The sequence below is a fragment of the Telluria sp. LT2P80 genome, assembly GCF_059685955.1.
Window position 1 is genome coordinate 229,364 of record NZ_JCASIO010000001.1, and the last position, 13,824, is coordinate 243,187.

General features: G+C 62.6%; 16 protein-coding genes. 2 read left to right on the forward strand and 14 right to left on the reverse strand.

Annotated features, from left to right (window positions below; genetic code table 11):
- Position 1 precedes the first annotated feature (1 nt).
- Complete coding sequence (locus AC56LW_RS00995) at positions 2–871, forward strand: segregation and condensation protein A (protein ID WP_499502977.1); 870 nt, start codon at positions 2–4, stop codon at positions 869–871.
- 27 nt (positions 872–898) lie between these two features.
- Positions 899–1,738 carry a pantoate--beta-alanine ligase gene (gene panC, locus AC56LW_RS01000; RefSeq protein WP_332531154.1) on the forward strand — a complete coding sequence of 280 codons (840 nt, stop codon included), beginning with the start codon at positions 899–901 and terminating at the stop codon, positions 1,736–1,738.
- Positions 1,739–1,761: 23 nt separating this feature from the next.
- Here the strand turns inward: panC and AC56LW_RS01005 are convergent, their stop codons facing one another.
- The 14 genes from AC56LW_RS01005 to AC56LW_RS01070 form a co-directional block, all read right to left on the reverse strand.
- The gene (locus AC56LW_RS01005; protein ID WP_499630765.1) at positions 1,762–2,148 is read right to left on the reverse strand and encodes a response regulator; all 387 of its coding nucleotides are present in this window, start codon (positions 2,146–2,148) and stop codon (positions 1,762–1,764) included.
- Positions 2,149–2,207: 59 nt separating this feature from the next.
- The gene (locus AC56LW_RS01010; RefSeq protein ID WP_332531152.1) at positions 2,208–3,422 is read right to left on the reverse strand and encodes an EAL and HDOD domain-containing protein; all 1,215 of its coding nucleotides are present in this window, start codon (positions 3,420–3,422) and stop codon (positions 2,208–2,210) included.
- A 32-nt stretch (positions 3,423–3,454) separates the two neighbouring features.
- On the reverse strand, positions 3,455–4,105 hold the full coding sequence (locus AC56LW_RS01015) for a protein phosphatase CheZ (RefSeq protein WP_332531151.1): 651 nt from the start codon (positions 4,103–4,105) through the stop codon (positions 3,455–3,457).
- Position 4,106: 1 nt separating this feature from the next.
- Positions 4,107–4,505, reverse strand: coding sequence for a chemotaxis response regulator CheY (cheY, locus tag AC56LW_RS01020; protein ID WP_005666673.1), 399 nt, complete (start codon positions 4,503–4,505; stop codon positions 4,107–4,109).
- A 129-nt stretch (positions 4,506–4,634) separates the two neighbouring features.
- On the reverse strand, positions 4,635–5,699 hold the full coding sequence (locus tag AC56LW_RS01025) for a protein-glutamate methylesterase/protein-glutamine glutaminase (protein WP_332531150.1): 1,065 nt from the start codon (positions 5,697–5,699) through the stop codon (positions 4,635–4,637).
- A 17-nt stretch (positions 5,700–5,716) separates the two neighbouring features.
- Positions 5,717–6,313 carry a chemoreceptor glutamine deamidase CheD gene (gene cheD, locus AC56LW_RS01030; protein WP_332531149.1) on the reverse strand — a complete coding sequence of 199 codons (597 nt, stop codon included), beginning with the start codon at positions 6,311–6,313 and terminating at the stop codon, positions 5,717–5,719.
- 15 nt (positions 6,314–6,328) lie between these two features.
- Positions 6,329–7,183 (reverse strand): CheR family methyltransferase, encoded by an 855-nt coding sequence (locus tag AC56LW_RS01035; RefSeq protein ID WP_332531148.1) that lies wholly within the window; start codon positions 7,181–7,183, stop codon positions 6,329–6,331.
- Positions 7,184–7,266: 83 nt separating this feature from the next.
- Positions 7,267–7,770, reverse strand: a complete 504-nt coding sequence (locus AC56LW_RS01040; RefSeq protein ID WP_183558070.1) for a chemotaxis protein CheW — start codon at positions 7,768–7,770, stop codon at positions 7,267–7,269.
- Positions 7,771–7,801: 31 nt separating this feature from the next.
- On the reverse strand, positions 7,802–9,961 hold the full coding sequence (gene cheA, locus AC56LW_RS01045) for a chemotaxis protein CheA (RefSeq protein ID WP_499630770.1): 2,160 nt from the start codon (positions 9,959–9,961) through the stop codon (positions 7,802–7,804).
- 41 nt (positions 9,962–10,002) lie between these two features.
- Positions 10,003–10,368, reverse strand: coding sequence for a response regulator (locus tag AC56LW_RS01050; RefSeq protein ID WP_332531146.1), 366 nt, complete (start codon positions 10,366–10,368; stop codon positions 10,003–10,005).
- A gap of 80 nt (positions 10,369–10,448) precedes the next feature.
- On the reverse strand, positions 10,449–10,997 hold the full coding sequence (locus tag AC56LW_RS01055; RefSeq protein ID WP_499630772.1) for a chemotaxis protein: 549 nt from the start codon (positions 10,995–10,997) through the stop codon (positions 10,449–10,451).
- Between the two features lie 34 nt (positions 10,998–11,031).
- On the reverse strand, positions 11,032–11,967 hold the full coding sequence (motB, locus tag AC56LW_RS01060) for a flagellar motor protein MotB (RefSeq protein WP_332531144.1): 936 nt from the start codon (positions 11,965–11,967) through the stop codon (positions 11,032–11,034).
- Positions 11,968–12,019: 52 nt separating this feature from the next.
- Positions 12,020–12,874: a flagellar motor stator protein MotA gene (motA, locus tag AC56LW_RS01065; RefSeq protein ID WP_332531143.1), complete on the reverse strand. Its 855-nt coding sequence runs from the start codon at positions 12,872–12,874 to the stop codon at positions 12,020–12,022.
- 147 nt (positions 12,875–13,021) lie between these two features.
- Positions 13,022–13,807: a class I SAM-dependent methyltransferase gene (locus AC56LW_RS01070; protein ID WP_499630775.1), complete on the reverse strand. Its 786-nt coding sequence runs from the start codon at positions 13,805–13,807 to the stop codon at positions 13,022–13,024.
- Positions 13,808–13,824: the final 17 nt, after the last annotated feature.

Genomic DNA, 13,824 nt, shown 5'->3' on the forward strand with positions numbered 1-13,824 from the left:
CATGATGCCCGACGGGGCGGCTGACGGACACGACGAGGTACACACTCAGGCTGTCCAGCCCGCCATGGAAACACCGCATCCTGCGCCGGTCGACGCCACCCTGGCACGCCTGTACGGCGAACCGCTCACGCGCTTGCCGAATGACCTGTACATCCCGCCCGATGCGCTTGAGATCTTTCTCGACGCATTTGAAGGACCGCTCGATCTGCTGCTGTACCTGATCCGGCGGCAAAACTTCAATATCCTCGATATCCCGATGGCGCAGGTCACCCTGCAATACCTCGTCTATGTCGAGCAGATCCGCAAAAGCAATCTCGAGCTGGCCGCGGAATACCTGTTGATGGCGGCAATGCTGATCGAGATCAAGTCGCGCATGCTGCTGCCCAAGCGCCAGGACGAATTGATCGAGGATGCGGGCGACCCGCGCGCCGAACTTGTGCGTCGTCTGCTGGACTATGAGCAGATCAAGACCGCCGCCGTCGCACTGGGCAACGTACCGCAGGAAGGCCGCGACTTTGTCCGGCCCGAGCTGTTCGTCGAACAGGGCCTGGTTCAGCCGCTGCCCGATGTCGATCCGTGGGATTTGCAGCGCGCCTGGCTCGATGTACTGCGCCGCGCCAAGCTGACCCAGCATCACCGGATCGGCCGCCAGGAACTGTCGGTGCGCGAGCACATGTCGGCCATCCTGCGCACGCTGCAGTCACAGCGCTTCGTCGAGTTCGGCGACCTGTTCGCGGGCCAGCACACGGTGCCGATTGTCGTGGTGCACTTCGTCGCGATGCTCGAACTTGCCAAAGAAACCCTGATTGAAATTACCCAGGCCGAACCGTTTGCACCGATCTACGTGCGACTGGCCTATTCGCCGGCATAACGCCGGCCTCTCCTGACCCGATCCATCATGAAAATCATCTCTTCCATCGACGAACTGCGCGACCAGCTCAGCGGCCAACTGCGCACGGCATTCGTGCCAACGATGGGCAATCTGCACGAAGGCCACCTGTCGCTGATGCGTCTGGCGCGCCGCCATGGCGATCCGGTCGTCGCGTCGATCTTCGTCAACCGCCTGCAATTCGGCCCCAACGAAGACTTCGACAAATACCCGCGCACGTTCCACGAAGACGTGGCGAAGCTGGAAAAAGAAGGCGTCTACGTGCTGTTCGCGCCGACCGAGAAGGATCTGTACCCGGAGCCGCAAGAGTACCGGGTGCGCCCGCCTGACGGCCTGGGCAGCACGCTGGAAGGCGAATTCCGCCCCGGCTTCTTCGAAGGTGTCTGCACGGTGGTCACCAAGCTGTTCTCGTGCGTGCAGCCGCGTGTGGCCGTGTTCGGCAAGAAGGATTATCAGCAGCTGATGATCGTGCGCAATATGGCGCGCCAGTTCGCCATGCCAACCCAGATCATCGGCGCCGAGACCTACCGCGCCGAAGATGGTCTGGCGCTGTCGTCGCGCAACGGTTATCTGTCGGAGACCGAGCGGGCCGAAGCGCCGACCCTGTACCAGAACTTGAATGCAGTGGCCGACAGCGTGCGTGGTGGAGAGCGTGATATCGCGCAAGTCGAAGCGCGCGCGATGGCGGCGCTGGCCGAGCGTGGCTGGAAACCCGACTACATCTCGGTGCGCAAGCGCGGCGACCTGCAGGCACCGGATGCGGCCGACCTGACGAATGGCGCACCGCTGGTCGTGCTTGCCGCAGCCAAGCTGGGCAACACGCGCCTGATCGACAATCTGGAAATCTGATCGTTTGGGCCGCCCCGCGGGCCTCAGCCCGCCGGGCAGCCCTGGCGCACCAGCGCTGCCTTCAACTCCCGCTTGAACCCGGTGTAATCGACGGCTTTCTGCACATAGGCGTCGACACCCAGCGCCTGGGCGCGCTCACGGTCGGCTGCCAGACCGGACCCCGACACGATGATGACGGGCATCCCGGCCAGCGCCTCGGCGCGCAGACGCGCCAGCAGCTCGAACCCGTCGACCTGCGGCATCTTGATGTCGAGGAGCAGCAGATCGAAGCGCTGCTCGCGAAGCATCTCGTACGCCTGGGCGCCATCGCCTGCCACGACCAGTTCGTGGTCGAACGCGAATTCTTGCAGGGCAAGTCGCGTTAGCATGACATCAATGCCCAGATCGTCGACCAGGAGAATATTTTTCATCCGGCATGCTAGCAGAGCCGCCAAACGGACGCCGCCACGTATGCACAGGGGGCGACAGACTAGCCGTCCAGCCCCACGCTCTGCGCCCACGCCAGCGCCGACAGATGCGCCTCATTGACGTCGGACGGACTCAGCCCCAGCGTCGCCGCCAGTGACGCCACCAGGTTCGAATTGAGCTCGCATGCTTCGGCCAGCGCCAGGTAGGGCCCGTAACTGCCTTCGCGCTTCGTCAATGCCTTGACCACTTCATCGGGCAACTGGATCGCATCGAGCACTTCCTGCATGGACAGGCCCAGCAGACGGTCGAGTAGCGAGAACATGCCGGCCACGAACAGGTGTTCACCGGCGCCCCGGCCCAGGGCTTTTTGCCCCAGCAATTCAGCCAGGCGGCCGCGCACGACAGCCGTTTCCATCAGCACCGGCGAATAGCCACTCGCACTGGCCGTGGCCAGCAGCAGCACCAGCCAGCGGTACAGCGGCGCGTAGCCGAGCAGCGAGATGGCCTGGCGCAGCGACTGCACTTCGCGGCCCGCGCCGAAGCCGGCGGTATTGATGTAACGCAGCAGCTTGTAGGTCAATGCCGGGTCGCGTTTGAGCACGCTTTCGAGCCGGGCCACGTCGTCATTGGCCTGCACCATCTGCATCAGTTGCAGGATGATTTGCTGGCTCGGGTTCATGCCCTTGACGGGATTGCCCGGTCGCGGGGTCAGGTGCAGCTTGCCGACAAAGGCATCGAGCCCGAGCGCGGCGCAGGCATCGAAATCGGCCCACGTGCCCACCGGCCGCCCGACCATGCGCAGCGAAGAATGCTTGGCGCTCGCATAGGTCCGGGCCTGGTCCGCCACGTTGACGCCGGTAAAGCGCACCTCGACGTATGAAGCGTACGGTGCCAGATTGCGCCCCAGCAGCGTGAGGTCGCAGCCGCGAATGGCCACACCCACGCCACCGGCGCGCACGGCCTGCACGGCCGAACGCACGTCGACGTCGGTCAACTGGCGGATATCGAAGGCGAGGACGGTGCGTTCCGGCGGCAGCGCATGCAGTGCATCGGTCGACAGCATGGCGGGTACGGCGTCCAGGAACAGGATCTTGTCGCGCAGCAGCCAACCCTGGTCGACATGGTTGACGTGCTCGGCGACAAAGCCGACCAGGCCTTCAAGGTCGGGGCCGGTCGGGATACGGCCGTCGTGCTGTTGCCACGACAGCTCGTAACCGAGAACACGCTGCCGGGGATCGAGCAGCGGTTCACGGACAATGAAGTTGGTGCGATGCATGGAGGCGCCGTTTCAAATTGCTCGGCGCAAGCTCAAAACCCGAGACTGTCGAGCAGGTCGTCGACCTGCCCCTGGTTTGCCACGACTTCGGTACCCATCGGCTTGATTTGCGGACCGTTCATCAGGCCATTGTCCAGCTCGCGCTTGATCTCGCTTGGTGCGAAATCGATCAGGACCTGGACCAGTTGCTTTTCGAGGTTCTGGGCAATGCCCGTGATGCGACCGATGACCTGGCCCGTGAGATCCTGGAAATCCTGGGCCATCATGATGCTCATCAGTTCACTGCGGGTGGCAACCGCCCCGGCCCGCGACTCGTCCAGGCCAGCGATCGTGCGCTGCGCCAGCGCGCGCCATTGCGCATCCGTTGCCTCACCTGCAGGCGCGTCGAGCAGCGCCTGCCAACCTGCCTTGAGGTCGGTCGAACGTGCTTCGATGGCATCCTGCAGCGGGCCGGCCGCGTCGGTTGAGTCCAGCACCTTCTTGGCCGCCTGTTCGGACAACTGCGCCACGTAGTCGAGCCGGTCGCGCGCATCGGGGATGTCGCTTGCGGCCTTCTCGATCAACTTGTCGAGGCCCAGACCGCGCAGATTCTCGTGCAGCGCACGGGTCATGTGACCGACCCGGCTCAGCACCTCATCGTGCGTGGACGCGCCGGCAACAGGCGCGGTGTTCTGCTCAACCATTTCAGGCTCCGGCTTTGTCCAGTTTCTCGAAAATCTTGTTCAGCTTTTCGTCGAGCGTCGCTGCCGTGAATGGCTTGACGACATAGCCGCTGGCGCCTGCCTGTGCTGCCGCGATGATGTTTTCCTTCTTCGCTTCGGCAGTCACCATCAGCACCGGCAGCTTGGCCAGTGCCGGATCGGCGCGAATATTCTGCAGCATCGTCAGGCCGTCCATGTTCGGCATATTCCAGTCCGACACGACGAAGTCGAACGATTCACTGCGCAGTTTTGCCAGCGCCATGACGCCATCTTCTGCTTCGTCGACGTTGGCATAACCCAGTTCTTTCAACAGATTCCTGACAATGCGGCGCATCGTCGAGAAATCGTCAACAACCAGAAAACGCATCTTTGGATCAGCCATGAATTACTCCGTTTGAATCTACTAATTTGGTTTGTTGGGTAAGCTACTTTTACAGACGCAAGAATAGCATTTTTGTTGCTCTACGGCGATAAAATAGCCCACAAAGCATGGAAGGATGATGAATTCAGCTCAAACACGCAACGCCCGGCCGCCTTGGGCCGCCAGATGGTCGAGTACAAGGCGCGGTAAAGCCTGCAATGGACCGACCTCATGTGCAGCGCCGATGGCAATCGCTTCACGCGGCATGCCGAACACCACACAGCTCGCTTCGTCCTGAGCGAAGTTGTGGGCGCCGGCTTCACGCATCTCGAGCATGCCCGCCGCGCCGTCCTTGCCCATCCCGGTCAGGATAACACCAACGGCGTTTTTACCGGCCGCCTGCGCAGCGGAACGAAACAACACATCGACCGATGGACGGTGGCGATTCACGGGCGGACTCTGCTCGATGCGCGTCATGTAATTCGCACCGGAGCGCACCAGCAACAGGTGCGAGTGGCCGGGCGCGATATACGCGTGGCCAGGCAGCACCCGCTCGTTACCAGCCGACTCGACCACGCTGATCTTGCACAGCGAATCGAGGCGCTTGGCGAACGACGTGGTGAAGCCTTCCGGCATGTGCTGGGCAATCAGGATGCCCGGGCAATCGGACGGCATCTGCATCAAAAATTCGCGGATGGCTTCGGTCCCGCCGGTCGACGCGCCGATGATGATCAGTTTTTCAGAAGAAATGAGAGGACTCCTCAGCGCCGACAGTTGCGTGCTGGCCACCTGGGGCGTGCGGCTACGCGGTGCGATGCGCGCACGCGCGGCGCCGCGAATCTTGTCGGCGATCATGTCGGCATACTCGCGCATGCCGCTCTGGATCGATATCTTGGGCTTGGTGACGAAGTCGACGGCGCCAAGCTCCAGCGCGCGCATCGTGATTTCCGAGCCGCGCTCGGTCAGTGACGAGACCATCAGCACCGGCATCGGGCGCAGGCGCATCAGTTTTTCGAGAAAGTCGAGGCCATCCATCTTGGGCATCTCGACGTCGAGCGTCAGCACGTCCGGATTGTGTTTCTTGATCAGCTCGCGCGCGACAAGGGGGTCGGGCGCCGTGGCCACCACTTCCATATCGGGTTGCGAATTGACGATCTCGCTCATCACGCTGCGGATCAATGCCGAGTCGTCGACGATCAGGACCTTGATTTTCATGGTGTCTCCGTGGTTGCTCAGAACAGGTCGATCGCGCCGCCGACCGGTTCGACCTTGAGTCGCTTGGCGTAATCGAGTTCGCGCTTGGCCAGCGTGTCGTTATGGGTCTGCATCAGCTTCTTGACCAGCACCTTGCCCGTGCGCGGGAAGAAAAACACCTTGCGCGGGTAGATGTCGTTCAGGTCTTCGGCCAGCACCGGAATCCGTTCGGTCTTCAGGAACTGCATGACGAACGCGGCATTGCGCTCGCCGACGTTCATCGCGGTAAAGCCGCGCAGCACGGCGCCGCCGCCGAACACCTTCGCCTCAAGATGTTCGCGGCGCGCGCCGGCCTTGAGCAGATCGTTGATCAGGATCTCCATGGCGAAGGTGCCGTAGCGCATCGAGGCCGATACCGGGTTGTTGGGCTCGGCCGCGCCGTCAGGCAGCATGAAATGGTTCATGCCGCCCAGGCCCGTGACGCGATCGCGGATGCAGGCCGATACGCACGAGCCGAGCACGGTCGCGATCAGCATGTTCTCTTTGGTGTAGAAGTACTCGCCGGGCAGGATCTTGGCGGCATCGATCGCGAACGTGCGGTCGTGGTACAGATTGGTTGCGAATTGGCTGTTCATGGTCGCCCTTCGTTCTTACGCCGTGCGCGCGTCGAGTTCATACACGGTCTTGCCGCGCAGGCGCAGGGAATCGGACACATACAGGAAGTTCTCGGAGTGGCCGGCAAACAACAGGCCGTGGCTCTTCATCAGCGGCACGAAGCGGCTCAGGATGGTGCGCTGGGTCGGCTTGTCAAAATAGATCATCACGTTGCGGCAAAAGATCGCGTCGAACTGCCCATCCAGCGGCCAGCCATCGGCCAGCAGATTGAGCGGCTTGAACGTCACGAGCGCGCGCAACTCGGGGCGGATGCGCACCATGCCTTCGTGGGCGCCCTTGCCGCGCAAGAAGAAGCGGCGCAGGCGCTCCGGCGACACCTTCTCGATGCGCTCCATCGGGTACACGCCATTGGACGCCGTGGCCAGCACATTGGTGTCGATGTCGGTGGCGATGATCTCGACCTTCGGCGTCAGCGTGTTGAACGCTTCGCAGGCCGTCATCGCGATCGAATACGGCTCTTCGCCGGTGGACGCGGCCGAGCACCAGATGCGCAGCGGGCGCGAATCCTTCTTGTGCAGTGCCACCAGGTGCTCGAGCAGCAGCGGGAAGTGATGGGCCTCGCGGAAGAACGACGTCAGGTTGGTGGTCAGCGCATTGGTAAACGACTCCCATTCGCGGTCCATGCGCCCTGCTTCCAGGTCATCCAGGTAACGCGTGAACGACTGGATGCCGGTCGCGCGCAGGCGCCGGGCCAGGCGGCTGTAGACCATCTCCTGCTTGCTGTCGGCCAGGGAGATGCCGGCGCGCTGGTGAATCAGCGCGCGCACCCGCTCGAAATCACGCCGGGTGAAATCGAACTCTTTATTGGTTTCTGTTTTCTGCTGCGGCACTGTGCGTGACTTTCTTGGATACGATGGGCGGACTCGACGAGCCTGCCGGATTGTTGTGCTTCGTGCCGACGCAGAAGGGTGGCTTACGCCGCCAGCTTGTCGATCAGGCCCATTTCGCTCGACGACATCAGCTTGTCGATGTCAACCAGGATCAGCATGCGCTCGTCGACGGTGCCCAGGCCAATCATGTAGTCCGAATTGAAGGCGCTGCCCATTTCCGGGGCCGGCTTGATCTGGTCTGGCGTGAGCGTGGTGACGTCCGAGACGCTGTCGACCACCATGCCCATGATGCGGCCACCGATGTTCAGGATGATCACGACGGTGAACTGGTCGTACACCGGCGTGCCCAGCTTGAACTTGATGCGCATGTCGACCACGGGAATGATGATGCCGCGCAGATTGATCACGCCCTTGATGAATTCGGGGGCGTTGGCGATGCGGGTCACGGCTTCGTAGCCGCGGATTTCCTGCACCTTCAGGATATCGATGCCGTATTCTTCCGAGCCCAGGGTGAAGGCAAGGAATTCGCTGCCGGCGCCGTCGTGCGCGGTGCCGTCGGTCGAGAGGGTGTTTGCCAGGTTGGACATGGTATTCCTTTGTTTGCAGTGAAAATAGAATTTATTGAACGACGGGATCGTCGGCCAGCTGGCGCGACGAGCGCACCAGCGCTGCCACGTCGAGGATCAGGGCAACACCACCGTCGCCCATGATGGTTGCGCCGGAAATCCCGGCCACTTTTCGGTAATTCGCTTCCAGGTTCTTGACGACCACCTGCTGCTGCCCGACCAGTTCGTCCACGAACAGCGCGGCCTTCTTGCCCTCGGTTTCGAGGATGACGACGATGCCGTCGGACGGGTCGCGGTGCACCGGTTCGATATCGAACATCTGGTACAGCGGGATCATCGGCAGGTACTCGCCGCGCACTTTCAGCACGCGCCCGCGGCCGGCGATCTCGCGCACGTCCTGCGGCGTCGGCTGCAGCGATTCGACAACGAACGACAGCGGCAAAATATAGATTTCTTCGCCGCTGCGGATCGACATGCCATCCAGGATCGCCAGCGTCAGCGGCAGCGAAATCGAGATCGTCGTGCCGAAACCGGCCGCCGAGCGAATGTCGACCGTGCCGCCCATCGCGGTGATATTGCGCTTGACCACATCCATGCCCACGCCGCGGCCCGACACGTCGGTGACGGTATCGGCGGTCGAGAAGCCCGGTGCGAAGATCAGTTGCCAGACTTCGGCATCCGTCATCGTGTCGGCCACGGCCAGCCCGTTCTGCGCCGCCTTGGCCAGAATTTTTTCGCGGTTCAGCCCGGCGCCATCGTCGGCCACTTCGATGACGATATGCCCGCCCTGGTGCCCGGCCGACAGGAACAGGCGCCCTGCTTCGCTCTTGCCTGCGGCAATGCGCGCGGCCGGCATTTCGACGCCATGATCAATCGAGTTGCGCACCAGGTGCGTCAGCGGATCGACGATCCGCTCGATCAGCCCTTTATCGAGTTCGGTCGCAGCGCCATTGGTGATGAAGTCGACCTTCTTGCCGAGCTTGCCGGCCAGGTCGCGCACCATGCGCGGGAAGCGCGAGAACACGAAGTCCATCGGCATCATGCGGATCGACATCACCGCCTCTTGCAGCTCGCGCGTGTTGCGGTCGAGCTGGCTGACCGACGACAGCAGGCGCTCGTGCAGGATCGGATCGAGTACGGCGCTGCGCTGCTCGAGCATTGCATTGGTGATGACGAGTTCACCGATCAGGTTGATCAGCTGGTCGACTTTTTCGACCGACACGCGGATGGACGACGACTCGTTCTTGTCATCCTTGCGCGCGGCTTTCTTTTCCAGCGCCAGTTCGGCCAGGTGCTCCACCACGTTCTGGGCTTGCGTGGCAAGCGCCGCTACCGGTTCCGGCGCGCTGTCGACAATGCCGGCGGCAGCGCGGATCTGCTCGATCGGCTGGAAGAAGCCGTAGCCGAGTTCGTCTTCGGACGGCTCGCCCGCGGCAGGGGCGATATCGTCGTCCGGGCCGAAGAAACCGTAGCCCTGGTCATCTTCGATCCGCTTGCGTTCGGCCGCTTCGATCAATCGCTGCTCGGGCGTGAGCGCCGGCGCCTCTAAGATTTTCAGGTCATCGGGATCGAGCACGAACGAGCAGATGGCGATGATGTCATCCAGGCTTTCCAGCGTCGTGATGATGACGGCGGTGCGCCCGCCGTCGAGCGGCGCGACGGAGATCCGGCCCATCAGTCCGAGCTCGTCGACCAGCGCATCGATGTCGCGCTGCGCCACTTGCGGCAGTTCGATCTTGTAGCGGTGCGCGCCTTCGGTGGGCACTTCAACGCGTGCCGGCGCCGACAGGTACGACGGTGCGACCACTGGCGCCGCCGGCACGAGGCCTTCGGCCAGGTCGTGCAGCGCCATGCGCACGTTGGCGACGACTTCGTGGTCGACGTGCTTGCCATGGCGATGCCCGTCGAGCTGCATCTTGAGCGCGTCCTTGGCCGCCAAAAACGCGTCCACGTGATTCGACGTCAGTGCCATCTCGCCCTTGCGGATGCGGTCGAGCAGCGACTCGAGCACGTGGGTGACGTCGCACATGTCGGTCAGGCCAAAGGTCGATGCGCCGCCCTTGACGGAGTGCGCGGTGCGGAAAATCGCGTTCAGGTCCTCGGCGTCGGGCGCTGCCAGATCGACGCCCAGCAGCAGGCGCTCCATTTCGGCGAGCAGTTCTTCTGCTTCGTCGAAAAAGACCTGGTAAAACTGGCTGATGTCGATGCTCATGGGGATGTCCGCTCGTGGTTGCCTAAGCCAAAATTCATGGCTTAACCGATCACTTTTTTGACCACCTCGATCAGGCGCTGTGGATCGAACGGCTTGACCAGCCAGCCATTGGCGCCGGCAGCACGGCCCTTGGATTTCATTTCATCCGACGACTCGGTGGTGAGCATCAGAATGGGCGTCTTCGCGTAGCCGGGCAACGTGCGCAGCGACTTGATCAGCGCCAGGCCATCCATCTTCGGCATGTTCTGGTCGGTCAGCACCAGGTCGACGGCCTGCAGCTTCGCCTTGTCGAGGCCATCCTGGCCGTCCACGGCTTCCACCACATGGTAGCCGGCGGCTTTCAGACTGAAAGCCACCATCTGGCGTAGCGAACTGGAATCGTCGACTGCGAGAATCGTTTTTGCCATCTTGTGCTCCTGCTGTTTTTACACCGGGCGGGCCCGGGTTGAATTGGTTGTTGAGTAAAATCGGTGCGGCGGCGGCGCGGTCAGAACAGCTCGACGTCGCCACTTTCCAGGTGTTTCTGTTCGACCGACCTGCGCAGCTTGCTGCGCAACTGAAGGGACTGGATCGCCAGCGCGACGCTGACCTGGCCCAGCCGGTCAACGATTTCGTCGCTGCCGTGGTCCGGTGCGATCCCTGCGCCATGGTCGTTCAGCGTGCCCAGAAAGTCACGCAAGCCCGCGACGCGGCGCAGTGTCCGTTCGATCAGTTGCGCCGTCAGGTCCTGGAACTGCATGCTGGTAATGGCCGTGTTCACGTGCTCGCTCACGTCGTCCGACATCGAGCCCAGCAGAACGCGATCTTCAAGCGACAGCACGCCGCCGGCGAGCATGCGGTCGATCGCTTCCTGGCGCGCACCGACGACGGCGTGCACTGCCACGAAGCTGCCGGTGAGCTTGTCGATAGCTTCTTCGAGCAGCAATTCGGTCTGGAGCAGATCGGCTTCCACTTCGGTCAGGTGGCGCCGGCCATGCACCGACACGCCTGACAGCAGGCGCTTGACATGCGATCCGAGTATCTTTTTTCTTGTCATCGTGTTCTCTCCAAACCTGCCCGCACAGCGTCGGTCATCGCGGTTTCACCGCATTTAACGTTGCCGTCGCTGCCGCCTCGGCGTCCTCGGCCGGCACGTCCAGCGTGGATGCATCGCGCCGCACCGCATCTTCGGTGCGCTTGTTCATGACGATGATGCTGATGCGCCGGTTGATCGGGCTGAACGGGTCGGTGGCGTCGAGGTGGGCGGCCGAGGCCAGCCCCACCACGCGCAGCACCTTGTCGTCCTGCAAGCCGCCCAGGACCATCTCGCGCCGCGACGCGTTCGCGCGGTCGGCCGACAGTTCCCAGTTGCTGTAGCCGGCGTCGCTGTGATACGGCGTCGAATCGGTATGGCCCGAAATCCCCAGCTTGTTCGGCACCTCATTGAGAACCATGCCGATGATGTGCAGGATTTCCTTCGTGTACGGCTGCAGTTCGGCCTTGGCCATCGCGAACATCGGGCGGTTCTTTTCATCGACGATCTGGATGCGCAAGCCTTCGCTGGTGATGTCGAGCAGCAGCTGGTTCTGGTACTTCTTGAGCATCGGATTGACCTCGATGGCCGACTCGATCCGTGCCTTCAGGTTTTTCAGGCGCTCGCCTTCTTCGCGCGCCAGCGCAGCCTTGGCCGCCTGCAGGTCGTAGCTCTTGCTGACCGGCGCCGAGTCGCCGCGCTTGACCTGGCCGGCGGTGCGCGTCAGGTCTTCGCCGCCGCCCTGGATGACCGACGACGAATCGCCCGAGCCCGAGCCGCCCTGCATCGCCACCTTCAGCGGGGTCTTGAAGTATTCCGAGATGCCCACCAGGTCGCCCTTCGCGGTCGAGCCCAGCAACCACATGAGCAGGAAGAACGCCATCATCGCGGTCACGAAGTCGGCGTACGCAATTTTCCAGGCGCCGCCGTGGTGGCCGCCGGCCACCTTCTTGATGCGCTTGATGACAATGGGACGTGCGTTGTCGTCAGCCACGCTCATGCTCCCTGGTGTACTGCGGCGAAAGATAGGATGCGGTCATCGCGGCTTACTTCTTCTTCTTGATGTGTTCTTCGAGCTCGGCGAAGGTCGGGCGCTCGGTCGAGTACAGCACCTTGCGGCCGAATTCGACGGCCAGCGCCGGCGCATAGCCGTTCAGGCTCGCCAGCAGCGTCACCTTCACGCACTGGAACATCTTGGTCGACTCTTCGAGCTTCTGCTCCAGCACGGTCGCCAGCGGGCTGACGAACGCATAGGCCAGCAGGATGCCGAGGAAGGTACCGACCAGCGCCTTGGCGATCAGGATGCCCAGTTCGGCCGGCGGCAAGCCAACCGATTCCATCGTGTGCACCACGCCCATCACGGCCGCCACGATACCGAAGGCCGGCAGGCCGTCACCGATCTTGGCGATCACGTGGGCCGGAATGGCGCCTTCGTGGTGGTGCGTCTCGATCTCGTTGTCCATCAGGTTTTCAATCTGCATCGCGTCCATGTTCCCCGACACCATCAGGCGCAGATAATCGGTCATGAATTCGATGATGTGATGGTCGGACACGACGGCCGGATACTTGGAAAACAGCGGCGACGCGTCCGGGGCTTCGATATCGCCTTCGATCGACATCAGGCCTTCCTTGCGGACCTTGGACAGCACGTCAAATTGCAGCGCCATGAGTTCCATGTACATGTCCTTCGTGTACTTCGAGCCCTTGAAAATGCTGGGAAACGCCTTGAGCGTCGCCTTGATTGCCTTGCCGCTGTTACCGACGAACAAAGCGCCGAACGCGGCGCCACCGATCATCAACAGCTCGATGGGTTGCCACAGCGATGCGAGGTGCCCACCCGCCAGGGCAAAGCCACCAAACACGCAGGCACAGACGATGATGTAACCAACAATAACTAACAAGGGATTTTGCTCCAGAAAACCCGCGCCGCGTCGCGACATGTCGACTCGGAACCGGTAATTTCAGAAAATGTTTATTCAGGGAATTACTTTAGCTGGAGAAGTGCTGTCCGGCAAGCAAAACCACCCCGAAAACTCACCGTTTGTCTCTTAAAAGTCCCATATATACAAAGCGGGCCCGCCTGTGTATGGATGCACAACACGCGTCGGTGTTTGTCCGACAACGATGAATTCGTAACTGAAAAGCATCGAACCGGGGCGCATCTCGCGCGCGGCCTTGCGCCATAGCGCGGTCATTGCAGCCGGGGACAGGTAGGCGAACACGGCGTCGTAGTCGCCCAGGTCGAGTCGCTCATAGTCGCCACGGATGAAGGCGGCGGGACTGCGCGCCAGCTTCGCGCGCGCGAAACTGGCGAGCCATGGCAGCGGCGCGAGTTCGATACCCTCGATGCGCGCATCTGGCCGACGGTGCTGCAGCGCCAGCACCAGTCCGCCGATGCCACTGCCAATGTCGATCACGCGCAGCGCCCTGCCCTGCGGCAGCGCGGCGTCGACCGCCTCCCACACCTTGCGCCCGGACGGGTAATACGGCACCTGCGTGCGATAGGTCGACCAGTACAGCAGCAGCAGGAACAGAAAGACGACGAGGAACGCCAGTGGCGGAATCGCCAGCGTGCTGGTGGCCAGCAGCGCCAGCGGGAAACCGAACTGGATCGCGCGCCACCAGATGGCCAGGCCGCGCCACCAGGTCAAGCCTGCAGCGAGCAGGCCCTGGACCAGGGCCACGTGCCAGTATGAGACGACCAGGCCGCCCGTGGCGAGCAGGTAGACGACGGCGAGCGTCAGGGGAAAGGCGGCGAGTTGCAGCAGCAGCGCCCGGATCGCGGGCGCGCCCAGCAGGCGCCGGGGCGACGGGGAGGAAGGTGATGCTGGCAAGGGTGGCAGCCGGCGGG

Bases quoted from the DNA above. Each gene is read 5' to 3' on its own strand.
- AC56LW_RS00995 (WP_499502977.1), top strand. From the start codon at position 2: ATGATGCCCGACGGGGCGGCTGACGGACACGACGAGGTACACACTCAG.
- panC (WP_332531154.1), top strand. From the start codon at position 899: ATGAAAATCATCTCTTCCATCGACGAACTGCGCGACCAGCTCAGCGGC.
- AC56LW_RS01005 (WP_499630765.1), bottom strand. From the start codon at position 2,148: ATGAAAAATATTCTCCTGGTCGACGATCTGGGCATTGATGTCATGCTA.
- AC56LW_RS01010 (WP_332531152.1), bottom strand. From the start codon at position 3,422: ATGCATCGCACCAACTTCATTGTCCGTGAACCGCTGCTCGATCCCCGG.
- AC56LW_RS01015 (WP_332531151.1), bottom strand. From the start codon at position 4,105: ATGGTTGAGCAGAACACCGCGCCTGTTGCCGGCGCGTCCACGCACGAT.
- cheY (WP_005666673.1), bottom strand. From the start codon at position 4,505: ATGGCTGATCCAAAGATGCGTTTTCTGGTTGTTGACGATTTCTCGACG.
- AC56LW_RS01025 (WP_332531150.1), bottom strand. From the start codon at position 5,699: ATGAAAATCAAGGTCCTGATCGTCGACGACTCGGCATTGATCCGCAGC.
- cheD (WP_332531149.1), bottom strand. From the start codon at position 6,313: ATGAACAGCCAATTCGCAACCAATCTGTACCACGACCGCACGTTCGCG.
- AC56LW_RS01040 (WP_183558070.1), bottom strand. From the start codon at position 7,770: ATGTCCAACCTGGCAAACACCCTCTCGACCGACGGCACCGCGCACGAC.
- cheA (WP_499630770.1), bottom strand. From the start codon at position 9,961: ATGAGCATCGACATCAGCCAGTTTTACCAGGTCTTTTTCGACGAAGCA.
- AC56LW_RS01050 (WP_332531146.1), bottom strand. From the start codon at position 10,368: ATGGCAAAAACGATTCTCGCAGTCGACGATTCCAGTTCGCTACGCCAG.
- AC56LW_RS01055 (WP_499630772.1), bottom strand. From the start codon at position 10,997: ATGACAAGAAAAAAGATACTCGGATCGCATGTCAAGCGCCTGCTGTCA.